At 67.1% G+C, this 25,368-nt stretch carries 27 protein-coding genes and 1 tRNA gene; 9 read left to right on the top strand and 19 right to left on the bottom strand.

Going from position 1 to position 25,368, the window contains the following annotated elements:
* Window positions 1-8: 8 nt before the first annotated feature.
* Window positions 9-833, bottom strand: a complete 825-nt coding sequence (locus FG154_RS04370; protein ID WP_145104707.1) for a DUF6473 family protein — start codon at window positions 831-833, stop codon at window positions 9-11.
* A gap of 168 nt (window positions 834-1,001) precedes the next feature.
* Between FG154_RS04370 and FG154_RS04365 the strand changes: the two genes are divergently transcribed.
* Window positions 1,002-1,877 (top strand): 3-hydroxybutyryl-CoA dehydrogenase, encoded by an 876-nt coding sequence (locus FG154_RS04365; protein WP_145104705.1) that lies wholly within the window; start codon window positions 1,002-1,004, stop codon window positions 1,875-1,877.
* 12 nt (window positions 1,878-1,889) lie between these two features.
* Here FG154_RS04365 and FG154_RS04360 read toward each other — a convergent pair whose 3' ends face one another.
* The 6 genes from FG154_RS04360 to FG154_RS04335 are packed head-to-tail and all read right to left on the bottom strand — an operon-like array spanning window position 1,890 to window position 6,345.
* Window positions 1,890-2,159 (bottom strand): HPr family phosphocarrier protein, encoded by a 270-nt coding sequence (locus FG154_RS04360; RefSeq protein ID WP_145104703.1) that lies wholly within the window; start codon window positions 2,157-2,159, stop codon window positions 1,890-1,892.
* On the bottom strand, window positions 2,156-2,554 hold the full coding sequence (locus FG154_RS04355; protein WP_145104701.1) for a PTS sugar transporter subunit IIA: 399 nt from the start codon (window positions 2,552-2,554) through the stop codon (window positions 2,156-2,158). The genes FG154_RS04360 and FG154_RS04355 overlap by 4 nt, the downstream gene beginning before the upstream one ends.
* Window positions 2,551-3,459, bottom strand: a complete 909-nt coding sequence (rapZ, locus tag FG154_RS04350) for an RNase adapter RapZ (protein ID WP_011909511.1) — start codon at window positions 3,457-3,459, stop codon at window positions 2,551-2,553. Before rapZ ends, FG154_RS04355 begins: the two co-directional genes overlap by 4 nt.
* 21 nt (window positions 3,460-3,480) lie before the next feature.
* Entirely contained in the window at window positions 3,481-3,909 is a 429-nt protein-coding gene (locus tag FG154_RS04345) for an HPr kinase/phosphorylase (protein WP_145104699.1), read from the bottom strand.
* Entirely contained in the window at window positions 3,906-5,621 is a 1,716-nt protein-coding gene (locus tag FG154_RS04340) for a sensor histidine kinase (RefSeq protein WP_145104697.1), read from the bottom strand. The genes FG154_RS04345 and FG154_RS04340 overlap by 4 nt, the downstream gene beginning before the upstream one ends.
* A gap of 22 nt (window positions 5,622-5,643) precedes the next feature.
* Window positions 5,644-6,345: a response regulator transcription factor gene (locus FG154_RS04335; protein WP_145104695.1), complete on the bottom strand. Its 702-nt coding sequence runs from the start codon at window positions 6,343-6,345 to the stop codon at window positions 5,644-5,646.
* 339 nt (window positions 6,346-6,684) lie between these two features.
* On the opposite strand from FG154_RS04335, the gene FG154_RS04330 reads away from it, so the two are divergent.
* Window positions 6,685-8,283 carry a phosphoenolpyruvate carboxykinase gene (locus FG154_RS04330; RefSeq protein ID WP_145104693.1) on the top strand — a complete coding sequence of 533 codons (1,599 nt, stop codon included), beginning with the start codon at window positions 6,685-6,687 and terminating at the stop codon, window positions 8,281-8,283.
* A 166-nt stretch (window positions 8,284-8,449) separates the two neighbouring features.
* Window positions 8,450-10,117 (top strand): acyl-CoA dehydrogenase family protein, encoded by a 1,668-nt coding sequence (locus tag FG154_RS04325; RefSeq protein WP_145104692.1) that lies wholly within the window; start codon window positions 8,450-8,452, stop codon window positions 10,115-10,117.
* Window positions 10,118-10,149: 32 nt separating this feature from the next.
* Here FG154_RS04325 and recO read toward each other — a convergent pair whose 3' ends face one another.
* The 11 genes from recO to folK all read right to left on the bottom strand — a co-directional run bounded on the left by recO (window position 10,150) and on the right by folK (window position 18,747).
* The gene (gene recO, locus FG154_RS04320; protein ID WP_145104690.1) at window positions 10,150-10,863 is read right to left on the bottom strand and encodes a DNA repair protein RecO; all 714 of its coding nucleotides are present in this window, start codon (window positions 10,861-10,863) and stop codon (window positions 10,150-10,152) included.
* A 24-nt stretch (window positions 10,864-10,887) separates the two neighbouring features.
* On the bottom strand, window positions 10,888-11,223 hold the full coding sequence (locus FG154_RS04315) for a DUF1491 family protein (protein ID WP_145104688.1): 336 nt from the start codon (window positions 11,221-11,223) through the stop codon (window positions 10,888-10,890).
* Window positions 11,220-12,134 (bottom strand): GTPase Era, encoded by a 915-nt coding sequence (era, locus tag FG154_RS04310; RefSeq protein ID WP_145104686.1) that lies wholly within the window; start codon window positions 12,132-12,134, stop codon window positions 11,220-11,222. Before era ends, FG154_RS04315 begins: the two co-directional genes overlap by 4 nt.
* Window positions 12,127-12,816, bottom strand: a complete 690-nt coding sequence (gene rnc, locus FG154_RS04305) for a ribonuclease III (protein WP_145104684.1) — start codon at window positions 12,814-12,816, stop codon at window positions 12,127-12,129. The genes era and rnc overlap by 8 nt, the downstream gene beginning before the upstream one ends.
* Window positions 12,813-13,601, bottom strand: a complete 789-nt coding sequence (gene lepB, locus FG154_RS04300; RefSeq protein WP_145104682.1) for a signal peptidase I — start codon at window positions 13,599-13,601, stop codon at window positions 12,813-12,815. The genes rnc and lepB overlap by 4 nt, the downstream gene beginning before the upstream one ends.
* 69 nt (window positions 13,602-13,670) lie before the next feature.
* Window positions 13,671-14,084 carry a holo-ACP synthase gene (gene acpS / locus FG154_RS04295; protein WP_145104877.1) on the bottom strand — a complete coding sequence of 138 codons (414 nt, stop codon included), beginning with the start codon at window positions 14,082-14,084 and terminating at the stop codon, window positions 13,671-13,673.
* 22 nt (window positions 14,085-14,106) lie between these two features.
* A complete protein-coding gene (locus tag FG154_RS04290) occupies window positions 14,107-14,865 on the bottom strand; it encodes a pyridoxine 5'-phosphate synthase (RefSeq protein ID WP_145104680.1) in 759 nt (252 codons plus the stop codon).
* 36 nt (window positions 14,866-14,901) lie between these two features.
* Window positions 14,902-15,558, bottom strand: coding sequence for a DUF2062 domain-containing protein (locus FG154_RS04285; RefSeq protein WP_145104678.1), 657 nt, complete (start codon window positions 15,556-15,558; stop codon window positions 14,902-14,904).
* 18 nt (window positions 15,559-15,576) lie between these two features.
* Window positions 15,577-17,694, bottom strand: coding sequence for a RelA/SpoT family protein (locus tag FG154_RS04280; protein WP_108220942.1), 2,118 nt, complete (start codon window positions 17,692-17,694; stop codon window positions 15,577-15,579).
* 30 nt (window positions 17,695-17,724) lie between these two features.
* Window positions 17,725-18,078, bottom strand: a complete 354-nt coding sequence (gene rpoZ, locus FG154_RS04275) for a DNA-directed RNA polymerase subunit omega (protein WP_145104676.1) — start codon at window positions 18,076-18,078, stop codon at window positions 17,725-17,727.
* 84 nt (window positions 18,079-18,162) lie between these two features.
* Window positions 18,163-18,747 (bottom strand): 2-amino-4-hydroxy-6-hydroxymethyldihydropteridine diphosphokinase, encoded by a 585-nt coding sequence (folK, locus tag FG154_RS04270; protein ID WP_425456831.1) that lies wholly within the window; start codon window positions 18,745-18,747, stop codon window positions 18,163-18,165.
* 142 nt (window positions 18,748-18,889) lie between these two features.
* Here folK and FG154_RS04265 point away from each other — a divergent pair, with 142 nt between their 5' ends.
* The 3 genes from FG154_RS04265 to FG154_RS04255 all read left to right on the top strand — a co-directional run bounded on the left by FG154_RS04265 (window position 18,890) and on the right by FG154_RS04255 (window position 21,020).
* On the top strand, window positions 18,890-19,462 hold the full coding sequence (locus tag FG154_RS04265; protein ID WP_011909528.1) for a LabA-like NYN domain-containing protein: 573 nt from the start codon (window positions 18,890-18,892) through the stop codon (window positions 19,460-19,462).
* Between the two features lie 128 nt (window positions 19,463-19,590).
* A complete protein-coding gene (gene ispH / locus FG154_RS04260; RefSeq protein WP_145104672.1) occupies window positions 19,591-20,550 on the top strand; it encodes a 4-hydroxy-3-methylbut-2-enyl diphosphate reductase in 960 nt (319 codons plus the stop codon).
* A gap of 17 nt (window positions 20,551-20,567) precedes the next feature.
* Window positions 20,568-21,020: a DUF3429 domain-containing protein gene (locus FG154_RS04255; protein WP_145104670.1), complete on the top strand. Its 453-nt coding sequence runs from the start codon at window positions 20,568-20,570 to the stop codon at window positions 21,018-21,020.
* Here FG154_RS04255 and cceR read toward each other — a convergent pair.
* Window positions 21,013-22,056 (bottom strand): LacI family DNA-binding transcriptional regulator CceR, encoded by a 1,044-nt coding sequence (gene cceR / locus FG154_RS04250; RefSeq protein ID WP_145104668.1) that lies wholly within the window; start codon window positions 22,054-22,056, stop codon window positions 21,013-21,015. The genes FG154_RS04255 and cceR overlap by 8 nt on opposite strands.
* Before the next feature lie 287 nt (window positions 22,057-22,343).
* On the opposite strand from cceR, the gene FG154_RS04245 reads away from it, so the two are divergent.
* The 3 genes from FG154_RS04245 (at window position 22,344) to FG154_RS04235 (ending at window position 25,172) form a co-directional block, all read left to right on the top strand.
* Window positions 22,344-22,419 (top strand) — tRNA-Arg (locus FG154_RS04245).
* Window positions 22,420-23,005: 586 nt separating this feature from the next.
* A complete protein-coding gene (locus tag FG154_RS04240) occupies window positions 23,006-23,266 on the top strand; it encodes a spike base protein, RCAP_Rcc01079 family (protein ID WP_145104666.1) in 261 nt (86 codons plus the stop codon).
* A 1-nt stretch (window position 23,267) separates the two neighbouring features.
* Window positions 23,268-25,172 carry an SGNH/GDSL hydrolase family protein gene (locus FG154_RS04235; RefSeq protein WP_186312287.1) on the top strand — a complete coding sequence of 635 codons (1,905 nt, stop codon included), beginning with the start codon at window positions 23,268-23,270 and terminating at the stop codon, window positions 25,170-25,172.
* Window positions 25,173-25,368: the final 196 nt, after the last annotated feature.

Here is a 25,368-nt window from a genome sequence, read left to right as displayed (position 1 = left end):
CGCCCGTTTCATATCAGCCGCATCAGAACCGGGGCGAGCGCCGCCGCCACCTCGGCGTGCACCGCGGGCCCCGGCACCTCGGCCGCCACGGGCGCATCAAGGGGAGGAAAGCGCATTCCCGCGGTGCCTGCGGCGCTGGCCTCGGCCGAAATGACCACCTCGAGGTAGTCTGTGGCGTGGGGCCGCACCGCCGCGATCATGTCGGCGTCGATCAGCAAGGGCGCGACATCCGGTGTCAGCGGCTGCCTGTGCGGCGGAGCGTGGTCGGCGATCCACAGAAGCAGCGTCGGCGCGGCGATCCGGCCCAGAAGCGTGCGCATCCGGGCCACCCATGCCGCCCGCAACTCGACCGCCACCTGCTCGAACTTGCCCTGCGAGACGGCGTGAAGCGTCTGCATCATGTGCCGGGTAAAGGAAAAATCGGCGAAGTCCACCTCGCGGTACATGGCCTGCAGCACCGCCGAGGCTGACAGGAACCGATCGTTCCGCCGAGGATGCACGGCGTAGAGCCGGTTCGTCAGGTTCGCCGCCCCCACCACCTGCACGATGGCCAGCGACGACCGGCTGGCGATCTGCACCACCGTCGGGTCGTTCAGGAAGACGTCGATCCCGGCATTCATGCAGCCGAGGTTGACCATGCGCAGCCCCGTCGCCTCCTCCAGCAGATCGGGGAAGGGCCGCGACACGAATTTCCCGTAGGTCTCCGTCCCCCCGAGAACGGCACAAAAGCTTCCTTCCAGACTTCGACGCGGCCCGCGGAACAGCAGTTTCGACGCGCCATATCGGCACGGAAAATAGTCCAGCGCGCCCTCGCCCTGATATGCGAACGCCATGACACCCACCTTGATAGTTCACCCACCCGTCACGATGGCGGCGAGGCGTTGCCAAATGCCTAAAAGCTGCATTCGATGCGAAGTTTCACCAGCTTGCGGACCGGAGCCGCCCTTGCGTGCGCCGCGGCACCGCGCCTATTGTTCGCCCGGGTCAGCAGGAGGGACATCATGGAGATCCGCAAGGTCGGCGTCGTTGGCGCGGGACAGATGGGCAGCGGCATCGCGCATGTCTTCTCGCTGGCCGGTTACGACGTTCTGCTGAACGACATCAGCGCCGAGGGGCTGAACAAGGCCCTCTCGATCATCGACCGCAACATGGAACGGCAGGTCTCGCGCGGAAAGATCACCGAGGAAGAGAAGACCGCCGCCCTCGCGCGCATCCGCACCACGCTGACGCTGACCGACATCGCGAAAACCGATCTCGTGATCGAGGCCGCAACCGAGCGCGAGACGGTGAAGCAGGCAATCTTCGAGGATCTGGTGCCGCATCTGCTGCCGCACACGATCCTGACATCGAACACCTCCTCGATCTCGATCACGCGGCTGGCCTCGCGCACGGATCGGCCCGAGAAGTTCATGGGCTTTCACTTCATGAACCCCGTGCCGGTCATGCAGCTCGTCGAGCTGATCCGGGGCATCGCGACCGACGATCCGACCTATCAGGCGCTGCTGAAGGTGGTGCAGAACCTCGGCAAGACCGCCGCCAGCGCCGAGGACTTCCCGGCCTTCATCGTCAACCGCATCCTGATGCCGATGATCAACGAGGCCGTCTATACGCTCTATGAAGGAGTCGGCTCGGTCCGCTCGATCGATGAGTCGATGAAGCTCGGGGCGAACCACCCGATGGGGCCGCTGGAGCTGGCTGATTTCATCGGGCTCGACACCTGCCTGGCCATCATGAACGTGCTGCACGACGGGCTCGCGGACACGAAATACCGGCCCTGCCCGCTTCTGGTGAAGTATGTCGAGGCGGGCTGGCTCGGCCGCAAGACCGATCGCGGATTCTACGACTATCGGGGCGAAACGCCGGTGCCGACGCGCTGATCCGCCGGCCGGCTACATATCCTCGCCGAAGCGGTCCGCGACCAGCGTCGAGAGCGCATCGGCCAGAGCGGCGGCCTCGGTCCCCACGGTCTTGACCCGGATCGAGGTCCCACGCGACGCGGCGAGCATCAGGAGCCCCATGATGGAGTCACCCGACACCACCATGCCGTCCTTGGACACCTCGGCCTGCGCGTCATGCCGCTCGACCACCTCGACGAACTTTGCCGAGGCTCGCGCATGCAGGCCCTTTTCATTCACAATCAGAAGTTCGCGTTCAATCATTCCATCCCGCCGCCAAGATCAAGGCTGTTGATGTATTTCCGGCCCGCATCCAGCGCCAGCGCCACCGCCTCGGGCACGGCCAGCTCGCGCGACTTGGCCAGCTTGATGAGCATGGGCAGGTTGGCGCCGTAGATGATCCGCCGATCACGGGCGGTGCAGGCGGGCAGCGACAGGTTCGAGGGCGAGCCGCCGAACATGTCCGTCACCACGACCACGCCCGCCCCCCGATCGACCGCGCGGGCGGCGGCGCTGATCTCGGCCTGCTTCGCGGCGCGGTCATGATCGTCCTCGATCGCAATGGCAGCCATCGCCTCCTGCTTGCCCACCACATGCTCGACCGCCGCGAGATACTCTCTGGCCAGACCGCCGTGCGCAACGATGACGATACCGATCACGCCTTCTCACCCTGATGCGTGGGGAGCACCGCGGCCGCCCTGCGTTCCAGTTCCCTGTGCCGTTTTGACACCGGCCAGCCGGCCTCCGCAAGCGCCTTGCCCAGGATCTCGGCCACCGCAACCGAGCGGTGCTGCCCGCCCGTGCAGCCGAAGCCGATGGAAAGATGCGCCTTTCCCTCTTCGAGCTGCGCCGGCAGCAGGAACAGCACAAGCTCGCGCAGCTTCTCGAGGAACGGGGCGAAACGCGGGTCCGAGCGGATGTAGTCCTCAACGGCGGCATCGCGCCCGTCGAGCGCGCGCAGGCTTTCGACCCAGTAGGGATTTCTCAGAAACCGGCAGTCAAAGATCATGTCCACCCCCCGCGGAACGCCCCGCTTGTAGGAGAAGGACTGCACCGATACCGCAAGGCGGGTTGCCGCACCCCGGTCGAACCAGCGGGCCAACTCGGCCTTGAGGTCGTGGGGCGACATCTCGGATGTGTCGATCAGGTGGTCCGCGCGCGCACGCACGGGCGCGAGCAGGTCGATCTCGCGTTCCACCCCTTCGGCCGGCGTTTCGGCCGGGGCGAGCGGATGCCGCCGCCGCGTCTGGCTGTAACGGCGGATCAGTTCCGAGGCCGAACAATCCACATAGAGCACCTCGAGCTGCACGCGGGCATCCTGCGTCAGCCCGTCGATCAGCTCGATCAGGGCGGTGGCGTTGAAGTCGCGGTTGCGCACGTCAAGCCCCAGCGCGATCGGCGGCCCGATTGCGGGCCCCTCGATCAGTCGGGGCACGAAGGACAGGGGCAGGTTGTCGATGACCTCGTAGCCCATGTCCTCGAGCGCATTGACCGCCGTCGTTCGACCCGCTCCCGAAGGGCCGGTCACCAACACGAGCCGGTATTCCTGCGCAGGCTCTGACATAAGGTCCAAGATCAGTTGCGTTCAGGCGACACGCCCCGATCGGAGTCGGAGCAGAAGCGCAGAGGAAAAATGGCTGCCTTCCTGCCCGAGCACAAGGTCGAGAGGCACTCCGAGCACCTGAATGTTATGGATCTGTGGCAAACGCTCCGTCTCGCGCCTGCCCATATCGACAGCCAGCGCCACTCGCGCTTCGTGAATGGACGGGGCGCGCAGGATGCCCAGGCCCCGCGCCTCGATCAGTCCGGCAAGCGCCGGCGGACTGCGGGCGATCAGATCCTGTCCCTGACGCTCGAGTTCCGTCCGGTCGTCGGCCACCAGCAGCGCGCCCAGCCCGATCATCTCGAGCGCGAGCGACGACTTGCCGGCACCCGACGGCCCGAGGATCAGCAGCGCCCGCCGGTCGAGCGCGATGCAGCTGGCATGAAGGATCGTGCGGCCCTGCCCGCTCACAGCGGCAGACCGACCACGAAGCGGGCGCCCAGCGGCTCGGAGGTGATGTCCGCGCTGGTCGGGCGGATGTTCTCAGCCCAGATCACACCCCCATGCGCCTCGACGATCTGCTTGGAGATGGCAAGCCCGAGACCCGAGTGATTGCCGAACTGGCCCGCCGGACGTTCCGAGTAGAAGCGGCGGAAGATCTTGGTGAGCGCCTGTTCGGGCACGCCCGGCCCCGTATCCTCGACCACCACCAGAACGCGGTTCTCGCGGCGGCGCGCCCAGACCCTCACGGCATCGCCCTCTTCGCAGAACGAAAGCGCGTTCGTGATGAGATTGACAAACACCTGCGCAAGCCGCGCCTCGAGCCCCCGGATGCGGATCGGATCGGCCGGCAGATCGGCGATGAAATCCACCCCCTTCTCGGCCGCCTGCTTCCCGAGATACTCTCCGAGGTTCGAGAGGGTGCGCAACAGGTCGAACTCTTCCTCCTCTTCCTTGACCAGTTCGCTGTCCAGCCGCGAGGCATTGGAAATGTCGCTGACCAGCCGATCCAGCCGACGCACATCATGTTCGATCACATCCAGCAGCCTTTCGCGCTGCTCGTCGCGCTTGGCCAGCCGGAGGGTCCCCACGGCCGAGCGCAGCGAAGCGAGCGGGTTCTTGATCTCGTGCGCCACGTCCGAGGCGAACTGCTCGTTGGCGTCGATCCGGTCATAGAGGGCGGCCACCATGCCGCGCATGGCGATCGAGAGGCGTCCGATCTCGTCGGGACGGGCGGTCAGGTCGGGAATGCGCACCCGCCCGGGCGCCATCCTGCGCGCGTCCCGGTCGCGTCCCAGCTCCGCCGCCGCCGCGAGGTCCGCAAGCGGGTTGGCGATGGTCGAGGCCAGCACGAGGCTGAGCCCGATCGAGACAAAGAGCGCGACCACGAACATCTGCAGGATCTGCTCGCGCTCGTGGCGGACGAGCCGGTCGATCTCGCCCGCGGCCGAGGTGATCGCCACCACCCCGGTCACGCGGCCGCCATCCAGGATCGGCGCCGCCACCGAGAACAGCGCCCCGCCGTTCCGGTCCCGGCCCGTGTTGATGCTGACGCGCCCCTCGCGCGCGCCCGCGAAGACCTGCCGCGCCAGCGCCACTGCGTCGATCTCGCCCTGCGGCTCCTCCTGCCAGGACAAGGTGCTGGACACCGCCTCCCAGACCCCGTTGAGGAAGTCCGTGATGAGGGTGGACCGCTGCTCGTCGACATTCGGCTGCCGCGTTCCGCGGTCCGCCGCCACGACCTCGCCCGACGTGTCCAGTATGAAGAGATCGATGGAAGGATCGACCGCGACAGCGGCAAGGGCCGCCGGGATGTCGATCCCCATGGGCGCGTCGAGCGTCGCACCCGGCACGGCGGCAAGCCGCGCCTCGAACACATTGGCCACGAGGCGCGCCTCGGACACCAAGGCCCGCTCGCGCTGGAGCACAAGGTTCTCGCGGAACGGATTGGTGAAGAGCACGCCCGACACCTGGATGACGAGCGCGAGCAGGTTGAAGATGATGATCTTGCGCGCAAGGGGCGAGCGGTTCAGCAGGACAATGCCGCGCCGCCCCCTGGTCTTCAGAAGCAGGGGATCGCCCTCGACGTCGGGCGCGATCCAGTCTTCTCCAAGAAGCACGTCGCCGGTGCGCGACTGCGCGCCTTCCGGCTCGGGACGGCCCAGGGTCGGCGTGACGGTCATGGCCCCGCCCCTTCGCGCACCATCACTCCTCGTTGTAGCGGTAGCCGATGCCGTAGAGGGTCTCGATGGCGGCGAAGTCCGGGTCGGCCGTGCGCATCTTCTTGCGCAGGCGCTTGATGTGGCTGTCGATGGTCCGGTCATCGACATAGACCTGATCGTCATAGGCCACATCCATCAGCTGGTCCCGGCTCTTGACGAAGCCCGGCCGCTGGGCGAGCGCCTGAAGCAGCAGGAACTCGGTCACCGTGAGCGAAACGTCGATGCCCTTCCAGCTGACGGCGTGGCGCAGGGGATCCATGCGCAGGTTGCCGCGCTCCAGGATGCGGTTGTCTTCCTGAACGTCCGCCTCGCCGCCGGCGAGCGCGTCCTGGCGGCGCAGAAGGGCGCGGATCCGCTCGACCAGAAGGCGCTGCGAGAAGGGCTTCTTGACATAGTCGTCGGCCCCCATGCGCAGGCCGAGCACCTCGTCGATCTCGTCATCCTTCGAGGTGAGGAAGATCACCGGCATCGCCGTCTTCTGCCGAAGGCGCTGGAGGAGGTCCATGCCATCCATGCGCGGCATCTTGATGTCGAGCACCGCCATGTCCGGCATCCGCTTGTTGAAGGCATCGAGCGCCGACTGACCGTCATTGTAGGTCTCGACCTCGAACCCTTCAGCCTCGAGCGTCATGGCAACCGAAGTCAGGATGTTGCGGTCGTCATCGACGAGGGCGATCCTGGACATATTCCCAACTCCAACTGCCTGTGACCGAAATGCGCTTCATGATCAGATTTCCGCCGAAGGAATCAATAGCCTTCTGCGAATCGGCGGCCTCCCGCGCCTCACGATGAGGTCGATTATGCAAAGGAATGACTAATTTGCCTCGGTCATCGCCCATCAGTTGCGCCAACCTGTCGCTGGTTGCGCTAACGCCTTGCTGTCACTCTGTTGTCGCTTGGCCGGGACATGCTATACCCTTTGCTGTCGGCACCCGTCTCCGGGGGCTGACCGGTATCCTATTGGCCCGGGATGCCGTTGGAGGACCGGAAACAGCCGCTCGGGCGGCATCGGGGAGCTTGCAGTATGAATTTTGGACGCGTGAACCCAGCCCAGACGCTGGACGCACAAGGCATCACTGGACTTGGAGAGGTTCATTACAACCTCATCGAGCCCGCGCTGGTCGAGGCCGCGGTGAAGCGCGGCGAGGGGCGGCTCGGTCGCGGGGGCGCCTTCCTCTGCTCGACCGGGGCTTTCACGGGCCGCTCGCCCAAGGACAAGTTCGTCGTGCGCACGCCGTCGGTTGAGGACACGATCTGGTGGGAGAACAACGCTCCCATGGATCCGGCGGCCTTCGACCGCCTCCATGCCGACATGCTCGAGCACATGAAGGGCCGCACCTATTTCGTGCAGGACCTGTTCGCAGGCGCTGACCCCGAGCTGCGCCTTGACGTCCGCATGGTGACCGAGCTTGCCTGGCACGGCCTCTTCATCCGCCACATGCTGCGCCGCCCCGAGCGCACCGAACTCGACAGCTTCGTGCCGGAATGGACGGTCATCAACTGCCCGTCGTTCAAGGCCGATCCGGCCCGCCACGGCTGCCGCACCGACACCGTGATCGTGCTGAACTTTGACAAGAAGCTGATCCTGATCGCCAACACCGAATACGCCGGCGAGAACAAGAAGTCGGTTTTCACGCTCCTCAACTACATCCTGCCCGGCAAGGGCGTGATGGCGATGCACTGCTCAGCCAACCACGCGATCGGCGATACCGACGACGCCGCCGTGTTCTTCGGCCTGTCGGGCACCGGCAAGACCACGCTTTCGGCCGACCCGACCCGCACGCTGATCGGCGACGACGAGCACGGCTGGTCGGACAAGGGCACCTTCAACTTCGAAGGCGGCTGCTACGCCAAGACAATCAACCTCTCGGCCGAAGCCGAACCCGAGATCTATGCCACGACCTCGAAGTTCGCGACCGTGGTCGAGAACATGGTCTACAACGAGGAAACGCTGGAACTCGACTTCGACGACGACAGCCTGACCGCGAACACCCGCTGCGCCTATCCGCTGGAATACATTTCCAACGCCTCGGCGACCGGGATGGGCGGCCATCCGAAAAACGTGATCATGCTGACCTGCGACGCCTTCGGCGTGCTGCCGCCGATCGCGCGGCTGACGCCGGCGCAGGCTATGTATCACTTCCTGTCGGGCTTCACCTCGAAGGTGGCCGGCACCGAGCGCGGCGTGACCGAGCCGCAGCCGACCTTCTCGACCTGCTTCGGCGCGCCCTTCATGCCGCGCCGGCCCGAGGTCTATGGCAAGCTCCTGCAGGAGAAGATCACCAGCCTCGGGGCGACCTGCTGGCTGGTCAACACCGGCTGGACCGGCGGCGCCTACGGCACCGGCAAGCGGATGCCGATCAAGGCCACCCGCGCCCTGCTGACCGCTGCGCTCGACGGCTCGCTGACGAACGCCACCTTCCGCAAGGACCCGAACTTCGGCTTCGAGGTTCCGGTGTCGGTGCATGACGTGGACTCCAGCCTGCTCGACCCGCGCTCGACCTGGGCCGATCCGGCGGCCTACGACGCGCAGGCCAAGAAGCTGGTCGAGATGTTCGCCAACAACTTTGCCCAATATGTTCCCTACATCGATGCGGACGTGAAGGCGGCGGCCATCGGCTGATCCCGATCGGCAGGACGAACCCAAGGGGCGCTTCGGCGCCCCTTTTTCGTGGAACCCGAATCGGACGGGCCATATTCTTACACGCTACGACACCCACGCGCATTTTTGTTGCGCTGCGACTGCAAAGTGATTAGGACAACGCAGTCGCAAAATGAGGAGTCACGCCATGCCGAAGGACGGATCGACCATGACCGAACAGCCGCTTCTCGCCGATCTTCTGTCGCTGACGGCCGAGGCGCTGCCGGAGGTCGAGGCGCTTCTGGAAACTGCCCGCGCCAGCCTGAAGGAGCGGGTCACGGTCAATGGCAAGGTCTCGTCGGCGGCGCTGGAAAAGGACCAGTATGCCGCCCATGCGCTGTCGTGGCTGGCGACCTATGTCGAGTCGCTGCGCCAGATGCGCGCCTGGGCCGGCCGGCTTGAGACCGAGGGCCGCTTTGGCGAGATCGAGGCGCTGATCCTGCAGATCGCCTTCGGCGAGTATCTGGCCCAGATCCGCGGCGGCATTCCCATGAGCCAGAACGAGACCGCGCGGGTGCAGGACATCGGCGTGGATCTCGGTCATCCGGGCGAAGCGGTGAAGGCCCTGATCCGCACCGGCAACACGCCCGCCGCCCGCACGGCGCTGGTGGCGCTCATGCGCGACAACCACGGCCGCGCGACCTTCGGCGCGACCGGGCTCGACGAGGAACTGGAGATGATCCGGGACCAGTTCCGCCGCTTTGCCGACGAGCGCGTGGCGCCCCATGCCCACAACTGGCACATGAAGGACGAGCTGATCCCGATGGAGATCATCGACTCCCTCGCCGAGATGGGCGTCTTCGGCCTGACCATCCCCGAGGAGTTCGGCGGCTTCGGCCTCTCGAAAGCCTCGATGGTGGTGGTCTCGGAGGAGCTGTCGCGCGGCTACATCGGCGTGGGCTCACTGGGGACGCGGTCCGAGATCGCGGCCGAGCTGATCCTCTGCGGCGGCACACCGGAACAGAAGGCGGAATGGCTGCCGAAGATCGCGAGCGCCGAGATCCTGCCCACCGCGGTGTTTACCGAACCGAACACCGGATCGGATCTCGGCAGCCTGCGCACCCGCGCGGTGAAGGAGGGCGATGACTGGGTGGTGAACGGCAACAAGACCTGGATCACCCATGCCGCGCGCACCCATGTGATGACGCTGCTGGCCCGCACCGACCCCGAGACGACCGACTACCGGGGCCTGTCGATGTTCCTCGCGGAAAAGATGCCCGGCACCGACGAGAACCCCTTCCCCACCCCCGGCATGACCGGCGGCGAAATCGAGGTTCTGGGCTACCGCGGCATGAAGGAATACGAGATCGGCTTCGACGGCTTCCGCGTGAAGGGCGCGAACCTGCTGGGCGGGGTGGAGGGCCAGGGTTTCAAGCAGCTGATGCAGACCTTCGAGAGCGCCCGCATCCAGACCGCCGCCCGCGCCATCGGCGTGGCGCAAAGCGCGCTGGAGGTGGGGATGCAATATGCCGAGGACCGCAAGCAGTTCGGCAAGTCGCTGATCGAGTTCCCGCGCGTCGCCGGCAAGCTCGCCATGATGGCGGTCGAGATCATGGTGGCGCGGCAGCTGACCTATTTCTCGGCCTGGGAGAAGGATCACGGCCAACGCTGCGACCTCGAGGCCGGGATGGCGAAGCTGCTCGGCGCCCGCGTGGCCTGGGCCTCGGCCGACAACGCGCTGCAGATCCACGGCGGCAACGGCTTTGCGCTGGAATACCAGATCAGCCGCATCCTCTGCGACGCGCGCATCCTGAATATCTTCGAGGGCGCGGCCGAGATCCAGGCGCAGGTGATCGCGCGGCGCCTGCTCGACTGAGCCGTCGCGCCATTCGCGCTTCGTGAATGACATCAGCCGCGGGCGAGGAGGTCGATCAGCCTCGCCCGCGCCTCGGGCAGCGGCCGGCCCGCCAGCGGCAGTTCGCGGGCGAGGAAATGGCCAGTGATGGCCAGGCCCTGCCGCACCTCCGGGCCCGAGGCCGGCCCCTGCCCCAACAGCGCCAGCGGCAACGGGAACAGCCGGTCGGCCCAGTCGCCCGCCGCCCCGCGACCGACGGCGCGGCCCGTCCTGGGGCTGACGAAGGCCAGATCCTCGCGGCTGCCGGTCACGGCGCAGCGGGTGAGGTCAAGGCCGAAGCCCGCCTCCTCCAGAAGCCGCATTTCCCAGCGCAGATAGGCCGCGGGCCAGCCCGGCGCCGCAAGCGCATCCATCAGTTCGATGCTTTCGCGCCAGAGGCCGACATGCGGCTCGCGCTCGGGCAGCACCACATGCAGCATGGCGCAGATCGCGTTCAGCCCCGCCAGCGCCAGCCGATCCGTGAACAGCCCCGTGCGGGCCCGCAGCGGCTCGACCGTGAAGGCGCCCATATGCTCGTCGAGCCGCGCCTTCCACGTCAGGTCAAGCTGCGCGCCCGGCTGCAGCACCGGCGCGAGCCGGCGCGAGGCACCACCGCGCACCACGCCCATGTGGCGGCCATGGGCGGCCGTGAAAACCTCGATGATCGCGGCGCTCTCGCCGTGGCGGCGCACCGACAGAAGCGCGCCCTCGTCCCGCCATTCCAGCATGGCGGCACTATCCCGCCGGGCGGCTCAGTCGGCAAGCCCCGGCTGATCCAGCAGCGTGCGGCCCTGCCGGTCCTCGATCTCGATCACCCAGAGGTCGGGATCGAAGCGCCGCTGCCGCGCGATTGCGGCATCCACCTCGGTCTCGGCGCCCTCGGCCAGCACCACCCAGGCCCGCGCCCCCGTCATCAGGTCGAACGAGCGGTGCCATGCCCGCGCCTGACCGTCCAGCGTCGCGCATTTCACCAGCACGGTGCCGGCGGTGGCGTCGCCCTTCGCGGTCACGAAGGCAGGGATGTCGGCCAGCCGCAGCCGCGCCAGATAGGCGCGGACCCAGAAGTCGGCGGTCAGCCGCGGCGTCAATCGCCGTCCTTGAAGTCGAGGCCCATCTCGGAATAACGCTCGGGCTCTTCCAGCCAGTTCGGGCGCACCTTTACCTGCAGGAAGAGGTGCACGGGGCGTTCGAGGAAGGCCGCGATCTCGGCGCGGGCGGCCTGACCGATCTGCTTGATCGTCTCGCCCTTGTTGCCGAGCACGATCCCCTTGTGGCCGTCGCGCGCGACATAGACCACCTGGTCGATGCGGGTCGAGCCGTCGGAGCGATCCTCCCAGGCCTCGGTCTCGACCGTGAGCTGGTAGGGCAGTTCCTCGTGCAGGCGGAGCGTCAGCTTCTCGCGGGTGATCTCGGCGGCGATGGCGCGCATCGGCACGTCGGCGATCTGGTCTTCGGGGTAGAACCACTGCCCCTCGGGCAGGACGCCCGCCAGCCACTGGCGCAGCTTGTCCACGCCATAGCCCTTCTCGGCCGAGATCATGAAGGTTTCGGCGAAGGGGAAGGCCGCGTTCAGCTCCTGCGCGAGGCCCAGCAGCACCTCGGCCTTCACCCGGTCGATCTTGTTGATCGCCAGCGCCACGGTCTGGCCCTGCGGGATGCGGTCGCGCATCGCGTCGATGATGGCCTGCGTGCCCTCGGTCAGGCCGCGGTGCGCCTCGACCAGCAGCACGATCACATCGGCATCGGCCGCCCCGCCCCAGGCGGCGGCGACCATCGCCCGGTCGAGCCTGCGGCGCGGGCGAAAGAGGCCGGGCGTGTCGACAAAGACGATCTGGGTCTCGCCCTCCATCGCCACGCCGCGGATGCGGGCGCGGGTGGTCTGGACCTTGTGGGTCACGATCGAGACCTTGGCCCCGACCATGCGGTTCAGAAGGGTGGATTTGCCGGCATTCGGCTCGCCGATCAGGGCCACGAAGCCCGCGCGGGTGGTGTCAGTCATCTCTCGCCTCCATCCGCGCGAGAAGCGCCCGCGCCGCCGCCTGTTCCGCCACCCGCTTGGTGCCGGCCGCCGAACGTTCCGTCTCGCCGTTGCCCAGCCGCACCTCGACAGTGAAGATCGGGGCATGGTCGGGGCCGGAGCGATCGACGGCCTCGTAGCACGGCGGCGGCAGGCCGCGCGCCTGCGCCCATTCCTGAAGCGCCGTCTTGGCGTCGCGGGCGTCGGCCTCGACCTGCGCGATCCGCTCGCCCCAGAGCCCGAGCACCAGCCGCCGCGCCGCCTCGAACCCTGCATCGAGATAGACCGCGGCGATCACCGCTTCCAGGGCATCGCCCAGAAGGGCCTCCTTCCGCCGCCCGCCCGACAGCATCTCGGACCGGCCGAGCTTCAGCACGTCGCCCAGGCCCACCTCACGCGCGACGGCGGCGCAGGTCTCCTTGCGCACGAGCGCGTTGAAGCGGGGGGCGAGCTGACCTTCGGTCGCGGCCCTGTCGGCGGCGAGCAGCGCCTCGGCCATCACGAGGCCGAGCACCCGGTCGCCCAGAAACTCGAGCCGCTGGTTGTCGGGCCGGGTCGCGGACGAGAGCGAAGCATGGGTGACCGCGCGAAGCAGCAGGTCGGGCTCGCGGAACGCGTGCCCGATCCGGCCCTCGAAGGCCCGGAGATCCGTGGAGAGTTTCACTCGATCGCCTTGAAGAAGCGGTCGGCGCGCCAGGTCCAGAAATAGAGCATCGAGCGCCCGGCCGAAGAGAACATGATCCGGTCCGCGCGGCCGATCAGGTTTTCGGCCGGAACGAAGCCCACACCGCCGACGGCCTGGCCATAGCGGCTGTCCTGGCTGTTGTCGCGATTGTCGCCCATGAAGAAATAATGGCCGGCGGGCACGGTGAAGACGTCGGTGTTGTCGCCGAAGCCGTTGGTGTCGATGTTCAGCACATGATGCACTCGGCCGCCGGGCAGGGTCTCGGAGAAGCGGCTCTTGGTGCAGATGCCGCCCTCGCCCACAGGGCCGTTCTCGCAGCGCGGCAGGTTGCCCATCGGGCCCTGCTGCTCATAGACCTCGTCGAAGGTTCCGACGGGCTCCTGCGGGACTTCCTGACCGTTCAGGAAGAGAACGCCGTTCCTCATCTGCACCGTGTCGCCCGGCAGGCCGATCAGCCGCTTGATGAAGTCCGAGCCGTTCACCGGGTGGCGGAAGACCACCACATCGCCGCGCTCGGGCTCGGAGGCGAGGATGCGGCCTGAAAAGGGGCAGAGGCCGAAGGGGCAGGAATATTGCGAATAGCCGTAGGCCATCTTGTTGACGAACAGGAAGTCGCCGATCAGCAGCGTGTCCTTCATCGACCCCGACGGGATCCAGAAGGGCTGGAAGAAGAGCGTGCGGAACACGCCCGCGATCAGCAGCGCATAGACGACTGTCTTGATCGTCTCGAGGATGCCGCCTTCGGTTTTCGCCTTGCTCGCCATGGTCTCTGCCTGTCTGTTTGCGGGCCGGCTGCCCAATCCGGCGCTTCATGCGCGCCGGTGCGGGATGAGTCAAGCTGGCGGGGCTGGAAGCGGCCGGGCCTCGATCACCACGAAGGCCTGGGCCCAGGGATGATCGTCCGTAAGGCTGACATGCACGATCGCCTCGTGCCCCGGAGGGGTCATGGCGGCCAGCCGTTCGGCCGCCCAGCCGGTCAGCTGCATGACGGGCTGCCCGGTGGCAAGGTTCGCCACGCTCATGTCCTTCCAGGCAATGCCCATGCGCAGGCCCGTGCCGAGCGCCTTGGAACAGGCCTCCTTGGCCGCCCACCGCTTGGCATAGGTGCCGGCCACATCCGCCCGCCGCTCGGCCCGGGCCTGCTCGAGCGGGGTGAAGACACGGTTGCGGAACCTGTCGCCGAAGCGGGCCAGCGTCTTCTCCACCCGCTCGATGTTGGCGAGGTCGGTGCCGATGCCGAGGATCATGCCGCAGTTCGCTCGGGCAGGCTCAAGCCATCGTCTCACGCGCCGCGTCCATTCGCCGCCGCATCCCCTCGATCGCGCTGCCGAGGCCGCGGAAGATCGCCTCGCCGATCAGGAAATGGCCGATGTTCAGCTCCATCACCTGCGGGAAGGCCGCGATCTCGGCCACCGTGTCGTAGCTGATCCCGTGGCCGGCATGGACCTCGAGCCCCAGCGAATGGGCCAGCGCCGCCCCCTCGCGCAGCGCCTCGAGTTCGCGGGCGGCCTCGGCGCTGCGCCCTTCGGCCATGAGATCGCAGTAGTGGCCGGTGTGCAGCTCGACCACCGCGGCGCCGATCTCGGCCGACGCCTCGATCTGGCGCACGTCGTGGCCGATGAACATCGAGACGCGGCAGCCCGCCTCGCGCAGGGGCGCCACGAATTCGGTCAGGCGGGGGATGTCGCCGGCCACGTCGATCCCGCCCTCGGTCGTGCGCTCCTCGCGCCGCTCGGGCACGAGACAGACCGCGTGCGGCTTGTGCCGCAGCGCGATCGCCTGCATCTCGGGGGTGGTCGCCATCTCGAGGTTCAGCGGCACGCGCAGCCCCTGCATGAGCGCGGTGATGTCCTCGTCACGGATGTGGCGGCGATCCTCCCGCAGGTGCGCGGTGATCCCGTCCGCCCCGGCCGCCTCGGCCAGCAGCGCCGCGCGCAGCGGATCAGGATAGGGGGTCCCGCGCGCGTTGCGCACCGTCGCCACATGGTCGATGTTCACGCCAAGCCGCAGCCGACCCAAAGCTTTCATTCCGCATCCGCCCGTTGCCAGATTGTCCTGCCCATCCTATTGGCTTCCGGCCTCGCCGTCATCCGCCTCCGAAAGGCCACGGCGGCGCAGGCGGGCCCGCCGGGCCTCGGCCTTCAGGGCCCGCAGCTTCTGGTAGGCGCGGATCACGGGGATGGTGAGATAGTAGAAGCCGAAGCCCACGACGAGCCCCGGAAAGATCCCGCCGACGAGATAGGGAAGGTAGATCGTCTCGAAGAACCGGGCAAGGTTGCGCCAGCGCGCAACGTCATCGGTGAAGATGGCCAGGAAGTTCGCCCACAGCTCCGACCCGGCGTCCGAGAAGGCCTTGAAGATGTTGACCATCGTCAGCGGCACGTCGATGCCGAGCATCCAGTGGCCGATCTCGACCGACACGAAGGCGATCAGCGGCATGGTCACCGGGTTGCCGACGAAGGTCGCCAGCAGGGCCGCAAGGATGTTGCCGCGCAGGATCCACGCGAGCAGCGCCGCCCCGAAGAAGTGAAAGCCGAACAGTGGCGTGAACGAGATGAACACCCCGGCGAACACGCCGCGCGCGATGCGATGCGGCTCGTCCGGCAAGCGCGTCAGCCGGTGCTTGACATATTGCGCGGCGCGCGACCAGCCGCCGCGGGGCCAGACGGCCTCCTGCGCAAGCTGCCGCCATGTGCGTGGAGTGCGTCGCTTGAAGACCAAAACGTGCCTCGTCCCCGGTCAGGGTTTCCTGCTCAGATCGCGGTGCCGCGTGATCTGCGCCACGTCCGTTTCGGCCTCGAGTGCCGTCATCAGCGTATGCAGATGCTCGACGTCGCGCAGATCCACATCAACCAGAAGACGGTAGAAGTCGGGCTTGCGATCCGTGAACCTCAGGTCGGAGATATTGGCCTTCTGTTCGCCAATCAAGGTGCAGATCCGACCAAGCACGCCCGCGTCATTGGAAATGGTAAGATCGAGCGTCACGGTATGCACCGCCGCATGCCGGCCGGTGTGCCAGTGCAGGTCGATCCAGCGCGAGGGTTGCTCTTCGAACTCTTCCAGCGCGGGGCAGTCGATGGCATGGATGACCACGCCCTGCCCGCGGTAGGTGATGCCGACGATCCGCTCGCCGGGCACCGGCTGGCAGCATTTCGCGCGGCGGAACTGCTGGTCGTCGGACAGGCCCACGACGGGGCGCCGCACATCCACCTCGGGGCCGCTGGAGCGGGCGAGTTCGGGATACAGGGTCTCGACCACCTTGCGGGCCGTCAGCTCGGCCGAACCGAGCTGCGCCAGAAGCTCTGTCTCGTCCGGCAGACCAAGCATCTTGGCCGCGGTCCTGAGCGCCTTGTCGGTCGCCTTGCGGCCGACATGATCGAAGGCCGCGCGGGCCAGCTCCTGCCCCAGCTTGACGAAGCGGCCCCGGTCTTCCTCGCGCAGGCTGCGGCGGATCGCGGCCTTGGCCCGGCCCGTCGTGGCGATGTCGATCCAGGAGGCCTGCGGACGCTGCCCCTCGGCGGTGATGATCTCGACGGACTGTCCGTTCTTCAGCCGCGTCCAGAGCGGCACGCGGATGCCGTCGATCTTGGCCGAGACCGTGGAATGGCCGATCCTTGTATGGATGGCATAGGCAAAATCCAGCGGCGTCGCCCCCCGAGGCAGCTGGATCACGTCGCCCTTCGGCGTGAAGCAGAACACCTGGTCGGTGTACATTTCCAGCTTCACGTTCTCCATGAATTCGTCGTGGTCGTCCTCGTCGAGCCGTTCCGTCAGGCTCGCGATCCACTTGGCGGGATCGACGGCGAAGGGGTTGTGGACGCGCACACCCTCGCGGTAGCTCCAGTGCGCGGCGACGCCCGCCTCGGCGACCTCGTGCATCTGGCGGGTGCGGATCTGCACCTCGACCCGCTTGCCATCGCGCCCGGATACCGTGGTGTGGATCGAGCGGTAGCCGTTCGACTTCGGCTGGCTGACGTAGTCCTTGAACCGCCCCGGCACCGCGCGCCACCGCTGGTGGATCACGCCGAGGATGCGGTAGCAGTCGGCCACGTCCTTGCAGATCACGCGGAAGCCGTAGATGTCCGAAAGCCGCGAGAAGGCCAGATCCTTCTCCTGCATCTTGCGCCAGATCGAATAGGGCTTCTTGGCCCGGCCATAGACGTCGGCCTCGATCTGCGCCTTTTCCAGCTCGAGCCTTATGTCGGCGGTGATCTTGTGGACCACATCGCCGGTTTCTCGCTGAAGCGTGATGAAGCGGCGGATGATCGAGTTGCGCGCCTCGGGGTTCAGGACGCGGAAGGCCAGATCCTCCAGCTCTTCGCGCATCCACTGCATGCCCATGCGGCCGGCAAGGGGCGCGAAGATCTCCATCGTCTCGCGCGCCTTCTGGGCCTGCTTCTCGGGGCGCATCGACTTGATCGTGCGCATGTTGTGCAGACGGTCGGCCAGCTTCACGAGGATCACCCGCAGGTCCTTGGACATCGCCATGAACAGCTTGCGGAAATTCTCGGCCTGCTTGGACTGCGCCGACGACAGCTCGAGGTTGGTGAGCTTGGTCACGCCATTCACCAGCTCGGCGATGTCCTCGCCGAAGAGGCGCGCAACCTCGGTGTAGGTGGACTTGGTGTCCTCGATCGTGTCGTGCAAGAGCGCGGTGACGATCGTCGCATCATCGAGCCGCTGCTCGGTCAGGATGGCGGCGACGGCGACGGGATGGGTGAAATAGGGCTCGCCCGAGTGGCGGAACTGCCCCTCGTGCATCTGCCGGCCATAGGCGTAGGCCCGGCGAATGAGGTCGGCATTCGTGCGCGGATTGTAGTTGCGGACGAGGGCGATCAGGTCTTCGACGTCGATCATGGCCCCGGCCGCAACAGATTCACCACGTAATCAGTTCTGCCCCTGCGCTTCCATCAGGGCGCGCAGCAGCTTTTCCTCGGACATGTCGTCCTGCACCGGGCGATCGACCTCGCTGCCCATGAGCAGCGCCATCTGATCCTCTTCCGGTTCGTCCACCTCGATCTGGGTCTGGTGGCTTTCGATCATCCGCTCGCGCAGCGACTCGGCGCCCTGGGTCTCCTCCGCGATCTCGCGCAGGGCCACGACCGGGTTCTTGTCGTTGTCGCGGTCGATCGTCAGAGCCGAGCCCGATGCGATCTCGCGTGCGCGATGGGCGGCCAGCATCACCAGTTCGAACCGGTTCGGGACCTTGTCAACGCAGTCTTCAACCGTCACGCGGGCCATGGGAGTCTCCGTTTCGGACAGGGGGCATGGAGCGGCCTATGTAACGGTCGCCCGACCTCTTGACAAGGGCGGATTCCCTGCTCCTCAGGCATCGAGCGGCACCACCGCCGCCCGGTCGGCCGCGGGAAGCGCCGCCAGCATCTCGAGGACGGTGCGGCCGAGCAGCGGATGACGCCATTCCGGCGCCACATCGGCGAGCGGCACGAGGACGAAGGCTCGGTCCTGAAGCCGGGGATGGGGCAGGATCAGCCCCTCGGGCGCCCGCCGGGCCTGATCTTCGGGGGGCAGGTTTCTCCACAGCCCCTGCGTCCCGGCGTCGGGCCAGACCGAATCACCCAGCGCGATCAGATCCAGGTCGAGAGTGCGGCTCGCCCACCGCTCCGAACGCGATCGGCCGAAATCCGCCTCAACCTCATGCAGGCGGCGCAGAACCGCCTCTGGACCCACTTCATCCGATAGGTGCAGTGTCATGGCCGCATTGACAAAATCCGGTGCGTCACCCTCAGGAAAAAAAGGGGTATGGTAGAGTCTGCTGGCATGAAAACTTGCACCAAATGCCTTCGCGACCGCAGCAATCGCATCCCGGACGGCGCCCTCGGGGAACCTTCCCGCAAACGGCATGTTTGAGCCGAGTGCAACCAGAGCTTGCTTTCCAGGTGGCCTGTCCAATGGTATAAGTTTCTGATGAGGCCCGCTTGCCGGTAGATGTATTAGACTGATATCCGACCCCTTGTCGATTTTTGCTAACCGAAATCTATTCTCGATGACAGCAGATTGACCGGGGCAAGGGTTCTCGCAGGGGACAAGGATAATGTTCTACAAAGACGAACGGCTGGCGCTGTTCATCGACGGTTCGAACCTCTATGCCGCCGCCAAGGCGCTGGGTTTCGACATAGATTACAAGCTGCTGCGCCAGGAGTTCATGCGCCGCGGAAAGCTGCTGCGGGCATTCTACTACACCGCACTTCTCGAGAACGACGACTACTCGCCCATCCGCCCGCTCGTGGACTGGCTGCACTACAACGGTTTCACGATGGTGACGAAACCGGCCAAGGAGTACACGGACAGCCAGGGGCGACGCAAGGTCAAGGGCAACATGGACATCGAGCTTACGGTCGATGCCATGGAACTCGCGCCGCGCGTGGATCACATCGTGCTCTTCTCGGGCGACGGCGATTTCCGGCCGCTGGTCGAGAGCCTGCAGCGGCAGGGCGTGCGCGTCTCGGTGGTCTCGACCATCCGCAGCCAGCCGCCCATGATCGCCGACGAGCTGCGCCGTCAGGCCGACAATTTCATCGAACTGGACGAGCTGCGCGAGGTGATCGGACGCCCCCCGCGAGAGCCGCGGATAGAACGTGAAGAGATCGCCGTCGAAGCCAAGTGACCTGTTGGCGCGCACGGACAGCGCACCGGCCGGACCATGCGGCATCCTGAGGCGGCCACCCGGCCGGGGCTGGACCTGAGCGCCCGATCGGACTAGGTCTGGGCTGCACAGGACGAAGAGAGCCGGCCATGACGAAGCCCCCCCTCACCCTCTATCTGGCCGCGCCGCGCGGCTTCTGCGCGGGCGTGGACCGCGCGATCAAGATCGTCGAGATGGCGCTCGAGAAATGGGGGGCGCCGGTCTATGTCCGCCATGAGATCGTCCACAACAAGTTCGTGGTGGATCGGTTGCGCGACATGGGCGCCGTCTTCGTCGAGGAGCTCGACGAGGCGCCGACCGACCGCCCGGTGATCTTCTCGGCGCATGGCGTGCCCAAGTCGGTCCCGGCCGAGGCCGAGCGGCGCAACATGGTCTATGTCGATGCCACCTGTCCGCTGGTGAGCAAGGTCCATCTCGAGGCCGAACGCCACCATGAGAACGGCCTGCAGATGATCATGATCGGGCACGCCGGCCACCCCGAGACGATCGGGACGATGGGCCAGCTGCCCGAAGGCGAGGTGCTGCTGGTCGAGACGGTCGAGGATGTGGCGGGGCTTGATGTGCGCGACCCCGAGCGGCTGGCCTACATCACCCAGACGACGCTGTCGATCGACGACACGGCGGCCATCGTGGCGGCGCTGCGCGAGCGGTTCCCCGCGATCAACATCCCGCGCAAGGAAGACATCTGCTACGCGACCACCAACCGTCAGGGAGCGGTCAAGGCGCTCTCGGACCGGATCGAGGCCCTCCTCGTGATCGGCGCGCCGAACTCGTCGAACTCGCGGCGTCTGGTCGAGGTCGGGCGCGCGGCCGGCTGCCGCGTGGCGCAGCTCGTGCAGCGGGCGACCGACATCGACTGGGATTCGCTCCAGGGGGTGACGGCGGTGGGGGTTGCCGCAGGCGCCTCGGCGCCCGAAGTGCTGGTGGACGAGGTGATCGCGGCCTTCCGCGAGCGGTTCGACACGACGGTCGAGCTGGTCGAGACCGTGAAGGAGCGGGTCGAGTTCAAGGTGCCGCGCATCCTGCGCGAAACCGCCGAAACGCCCTGACCCGGAGGCGGGAACGGATGACGCGCGTCCCCCGCTCTGCCCTGCTGCTCGGCCTGGCCGGGCTTATCCCTTTTGTCTGGAGCGCGCTTACCGAACTCCAGCCCGATCTGGCCGACTGGGGCGCCCGGACGCTCGGCCCGCGGTTCGTGGGGCCCTATGCGGGCCTCGCCTACGGAACGGTGATCCTGTCGTTCATGTCGGGCGTGCTCTGGGGCTTTGCCACGAAGACGAGCGGGCGCGAGGCCTTCACCGGCTATGCCTTGTCGGTGATTCCCGCGCTCTGGGCCTTCTTCTTCGTGGGCGGAGGGCCGACCTCCTCGGCGATCTATCTCGCGGCCGGGTTTGCGGGCCTCCTCGCGCTCGACTGGAACTTCTGGAGCCACGGACTTGCGCCCGAGTGGTGGATGCGGCTGCGCATCCCGCTGACCGTCGTCGTGCTGGCCTGCCTTTCGGTGACGATCTTCACCTGACGACCCTGCGGATCGTGTCCCCCGGCTCGAGCTTGGGCTCGAGCTCGATCACGAGCCCCGAGGTCGCGCCATCCGGCCGCTTGCCCGCCACGATCTCCGCCGCCTTGCGCCCGATCTCGAGCCGGCAGGCATCCATGGTCGCCAGGTGGCAGGGCAGGCCCTGCACCAGCTCCACCCCGTTGAAGCCCGCCAGCCCAACCTTTGCCGGAACATCTATGCCGTGGTGCAGGCACCACAAGAGCCCCCCGGCCCCGATCATGTCATTGGAATAGTATAGAAAATCGAGGTCCGGCGAGCGTGCGAGAATGGCTTCGGTCATCTCGCGCCCCTTGAGCAGCGCCGACCCGCCCGAGTAGAACTCGCGGTCTTCGACATGCAGTCCGGCGGCGGCCAGCGCCTCTTCGAAACCTTCGAGCCGCTTCCGGGCCCGGTGATCGTGCGGCATCATCGTTCCGAGGAAGCCGATCCGCCGGTATCCGGCCGCAATGATCGCCTCGGCAATGTGCCGGCCGGCGCGGCGGTGCGAGATGCCCACCGCATGGTCCACCGGCGTTCCGTCCACATCCATGATCTCGACGATCGGGATGCCCGCATTCTCGAGCATCGCCCGCGCGGCATGACTCCGCTCGAGCCCGGCGATGATGATGCCCGAAGGCCGCCACGAGAGCATCTCGTAGAGGACCTTCTCCTCACGCTCGGGCGAGTAGTTGGTGACCCCCACGACCGGCTGGAGCCCGGTATCCTCGAGCACCTCCGACACGCCGGTCAGCACCTCGGGGAAGACCATGTTGGACAGCGACGGGATGATGACCGCCACGAGGTTCACCCGCTGGCTGGCCAATGCGCCGGCAATGCGGTTGGGCACATATCCCAGCTCGCGCGCGGCGGCGAGCACCCGCTCGCGCGTGGCACCCGATACATCGCCGCGGTTCCGCAGCACCCGGCTGACGGTCATCTCGGACACCCCCGAGGCATCCGAGACATCGCGCAGGGTCAGGGGACGCCGCTGCAGGGCGGAAGCCGGCTCTTTGGCCACGGAAACATCTCTCGCGTAATGATCTTACCTTTTCTTGTTAGCGCCAAAGGGGGGCTTGTCCAAGGGCTCTTCCTGTGGCATGTTAGCGTTAACGGTCAGGAACACTGGCCTTTCTGATCCTGAGCGTCGTGCAAGCTCTCCAAGACGGACGCGATGGACCCATGGGGGAGTGGTGGGCCAAGAGTCACTCCCCCAGCTCTCCCTCCCGACAGTCTTCCCTCGCCTCCCCCTCGTGGCTTGCAACGGGCTGCGAATGGCTCCATTAAGGGCAAGCCCGAGTGGCAGCCGGCCCCGTAGCTCAACGGATAGAGCGATCCCCTCCTAAGGGATAGGTTGCAGGTTCAAGTCCTGCCGGGGTCACCAAGCAATTAGCCTCTTGGATGGCAATCAAGGGACCGCGCATAGGTTCGCGGACCTTGTGCAGCCTGCCGAAGTCCACCGCAGCCGCCGTGTCGGGTCTCATGCTCCGCCCTGAACCGGTGCTGCAAGGGCGGCCTGACAGGGCCGAGGCGATCCCTGAGGGGGATCGTGCGCGCCGGTCGTCGTGCGCGCTCCGTCGCGGATTCCTCTGGTATTTTGCGAACCGCCCGGCGCCGCGCCCGCGCCGGTTCTCTCTTTTGGTCCGCAACGACTGTCGAGGATCCGCCGGGCGGTGGCACGAGGGGTTGTGGCCGCCTGAGTCCACACCTTCGTCCCGCTTGCCCGGTCTTGCCTCGTCCCTCGGCCGAGACGCTCGCTGCGTGGATCGGCTCAAAGCTGAACCAGGCGTGCGGCCGCTGATGCTGCCGATTGTCAACTCATGCCTGGTACATCTGCTGCCCGCAGCGGCCTTCCGGCTGCGCCGCTGAGGGCTGGCCAGGTTCGTGACCAGCAAGGAAGGATGGGCTGCCCTTGTCGCCCGGGTGGCCCGCATCACCGAGATGGCGCGACGCGCCCCATGGAGATCCCAATGTCCGATCCGTTCAAGCACCACTCGTCCGGCCTTGACAGCCCCGCGCTCGGCGCGCTCGCGGTGACGCCGTCCGACGGCATCGACCTCGCGACCGCCATCCGGGCCGTGACCATCGGCGGTGGCGGAACGCTCGCCTTCGTCGGCGCGGATGGGGCAATCCATACGACCGGCGATCTGCCCGCCGGCACCTACGCCCTGCGCGCTTCCCGCATCCGCGCCACCGGGACGAGCGCCACCGACATCACGGGGTGGATCTGACATGCATCCCGGCCTTGGCCTCGGGCTGACCGCGCAGCGTGGGCGCGCGGCATCCCCCTTCATCACAGCCACATCGGCGCCCGTGCTCGCCCCGCTCTCATCCGGGATGACCATTTCCAGCGCGTGGGCGGCAGGAACCTACGCCTCGACCGCCGGCACGATCTCCTCCGTGGTGGAGACTTACGCTTGCAATGCCGAGGCGGTGGCGGCTTCGACCAATGTCGCGGAAGGTGACGTGATCTCTGTCTCGGTTCTGGTGACAGACAGTGCGGGCAACCAGCGGACCTTCTCGTCCGGGCCGCAGGCGGTGCCCTTCGAGGCACCGACGATCAGCGGTCTGCAGGATCTGAGCGCACGCCATGGCGCGAGCATCAGCATCGACGCCGCGCTCAAGGCGAGCGGCTCGAGCCTCGGCTATGCCCTGACCGGGCCGGCGTGGCTCTCGATCAACCCCTCCACCGGCATGATCACCGGCACCGCGCCGGAGGCCGATGTGACCAGCACGGCCACCGTGACGGTCACCAATCCCGGCGGCAGCGCGAGCGACACGTTCGCGGTGGAGGTGGTGGCGGCCCCGATGGTCACTCCGGCCGCCAACAGGATCCTCGTCGTCAACGGCGACAGCCGCACGGCCTCGGGCATGACCACACTGCGGGCCCATGGATCGACGGCCGAGACCAACCCGCTCGAAAATGCCGGGGTCTCGTTCGCGGCGGGCTGGCAGGCCCACGCACTGGCCGCGCTGTCGCATCGTGTCCTCGTTCCGAAGGGCGGCAACTTCGCCATCGGGGCCGAGACGACCACCCAGATGGCGGCGCGGGCGGAGCGGGATGCGGCTCAGGCGGCGGCGCTCGGCGCCAAGGTCTGCGTCTTTCTGGGCGGGGTCAACGACACGACCCTGACGAGCGCCCAGAGCATCGCCAACTACATCACGATCTTCAACGCATGGACAGCGCAGGGCGTTCGCCTCGTGGTCTGCAACGAGGCGCCCCGTGACAACCTGGCCGGGGCAAATCTCACTGCGCATCAGGAGCGCCGGGCCTGGCTCGAGGATCCGCAGCGGGCTGCGGACTGGCCGGGATATGTCAGCGTCAACAGCTGGGACGCGCTGGCCGATCCGGCGGATCCGACCAAGTGGGCGCCGGGCCTGTCCTACGACGGGCTGCATCCGACCTACGCAGGGTCCAGGATCCTGGGTCAGACCATCGCGGCGGCGCTGGCCCCGCTCTATCCGGGTGCCACCTTCCCGAGCCTGCTGGACCTGCCGATCTTGGCTGAGGGATGTCTCAACACAGCGCCCATGATGACCGGAGCGACCGGGACCATTCAGGCCACTCCGGCTGCTGTCATCACCGGGGACGTGGCGACGGGATGGATCCTGTCGGCCGAGCGGGTGCAGGACGGGCTGTCGATCGCGGCCGGCAAAGGCACCGACCCGGACGGCTATGATGAGCAGATCATCACCCTGAGCGGGGCGACCAGCGTCTCGGCCGCCTGCGGCGCGCGCTTCGCCAATGCGATGACGGCCGCCGTCAGCGCCCTGTCGCCAGGCGACGTGATCCGCCTGCATGGGCGGCTGCGCATCGACGTGGGCCACAAGGGCCTGCTGGGCGTGAGGATGGGCGGCTTCATCCAGGGCACCGGCCTCGACACCCCGGCCGACGCCTTCAAGCTGCGCTACTTCGGGGCCTTCGCCGGGCTCTGGAACGCTGCCGGGACCAACGTCATGGATGGGTCGGCGGTGGATCTGGAGATCATGTCTCAGGATCTCGTGATCCCGGCGAACTGGGCAGCGGCCACCGGCCGTCAGGGCTTCGCGCAGGTCAACATCCTCTGCATGGGCAGCAACGTGCCCGTCAGCGCGACCGTGCGCCTGTCCCGGCTGGGGATCCGCCGGGTGCCGTAGCAGGCACCCGAACCAGCCACAGGAGCACCCACCGCACGGCGCAGCCGGCTCCGGTCGATCGCCGAGAGCGGCGCGGCCCTTCCCCTGCTGATGACACCGCCCGGCGGCACCTGATGGCCGCCGTGGCGGTTGTCGTTGCTTGCGATGATGCGTCTCGCTCCCACCTTCCGTCCGGCGCAGACTGGTTCCCGCGCGT

This window comes from Cereibacter sediminicola, assembly GCF_007668225.1.
Lineage (GTDB): Bacteria > Pseudomonadota > Alphaproteobacteria > Rhodobacterales > Rhodobacteraceae > Cereibacter_A > Cereibacter_A azotoformans.
The sequence above is the reverse complement of the archived record's forward strand: the minus strand, read 5'-3'. Positions and strand labels throughout refer to the sequence as shown.

Bases quoted from the DNA above. Each gene is read 5' to 3' on its own strand.
- FG154_RS04365 (WP_145104705.1), top strand. From the start codon at position 1,002: ATGGAGATCCGCAAGGTCGGCGTCGTTGGCGCGGGACAGATGGGCAGC.
- FG154_RS04330 (WP_145104693.1), top strand. From the start codon at position 6,685: ATGAATTTTGGACGCGTGAACCCAGCCCAGACGCTGGACGCACAAGGC.
- lepB (WP_145104682.1), bottom strand. From the start codon at position 13,601: ATGGCGAGCAAGGCGAAAACCGAAGGCGGCATCCTCGAGACGATCAAG.
- FG154_RS04360 (WP_145104703.1), bottom strand. From the start codon at position 2,159: ATGATTGAACGCGAACTTCTGATTGTGAATGAAAAGGGCCTGCATGCG.
- FG154_RS04335 (WP_145104695.1), bottom strand. From the start codon at position 6,345: ATGTCCAGGATCGCCCTCGTCGATGACGACCGCAACATCCTGACTTCG.
- FG154_RS04240 (WP_145104666.1), top strand. From the start codon at position 23,006: ATGTCCGATCCGTTCAAGCACCACTCGTCCGGCCTTGACAGCCCCGCG.
- FG154_RS04235 (WP_186312287.1), top strand. From the start codon at position 23,268: ATGCATCCCGGCCTTGGCCTCGGGCTGACCGCGCAGCGTGGGCGCGCG.
- FG154_RS04280 (WP_108220942.1), bottom strand. From the start codon at position 17,694: ATGATCGACGTCGAAGACCTGATCGCCCTCGTCCGCAACTACAATCCG.
- FG154_RS04255 (WP_145104670.1), top strand. From the start codon at position 20,568: ATGACGCGCGTCCCCCGCTCTGCCCTGCTGCTCGGCCTGGCCGGGCTT.
- acpS (WP_145104877.1), bottom strand. From the start codon at position 14,084: ATGATCCTCGGCATCGGCACCGACCTCGCCAACATCGAGCGGGTGGAG.
- recO (WP_145104690.1), bottom strand. From the start codon at position 10,863: ATGCTGGAATGGCGGGACGAGGGCGCGCTTCTGTCGGTGCGCCGCCAC.
- FG154_RS04370 (WP_145104707.1), bottom strand. From the start codon at position 833: ATGGCGTTCGCATATCAGGGCGAGGGCGCGCTGGACTATTTTCCGTGC.
- FG154_RS04340 (WP_145104697.1), bottom strand. From the start codon at position 5,621: ATGACCGTCACGCCGACCCTGGGCCGTCCCGAGCCGGAAGGCGCGCAG.
- FG154_RS04325 (WP_145104692.1), top strand. From the start codon at position 8,450: ATGCCGAAGGACGGATCGACCATGACCGAACAGCCGCTTCTCGCCGAT.
- ispH (WP_145104672.1), top strand. From the start codon at position 19,591: ATGACGAAGCCCCCCCTCACCCTCTATCTGGCCGCGCCGCGCGGCTTC.
- FG154_RS04265 (WP_011909528.1), top strand. From the start codon at position 18,890: ATGTTCTACAAAGACGAACGGCTGGCGCTGTTCATCGACGGTTCGAAC.
- era (WP_145104686.1), bottom strand. From the start codon at position 12,134: ATGACTGACACCACCCGCGCGGGCTTCGTGGCCCTGATCGGCGAGCCG.
- rapZ (WP_011909511.1), bottom strand. From the start codon at position 3,459: ATGTCAGAGCCTGCGCAGGAATACCGGCTCGTGTTGGTGACCGGCCCT.
- rpoZ (WP_145104676.1), bottom strand. From the start codon at position 18,078: ATGGCCCGCGTGACGGTTGAAGACTGCGTTGACAAGGTCCCGAACCGG.
- FG154_RS04290 (WP_145104680.1), bottom strand. From the start codon at position 14,865: ATGAAAGCTTTGGGTCGGCTGCGGCTTGGCGTGAACATCGACCATGTG.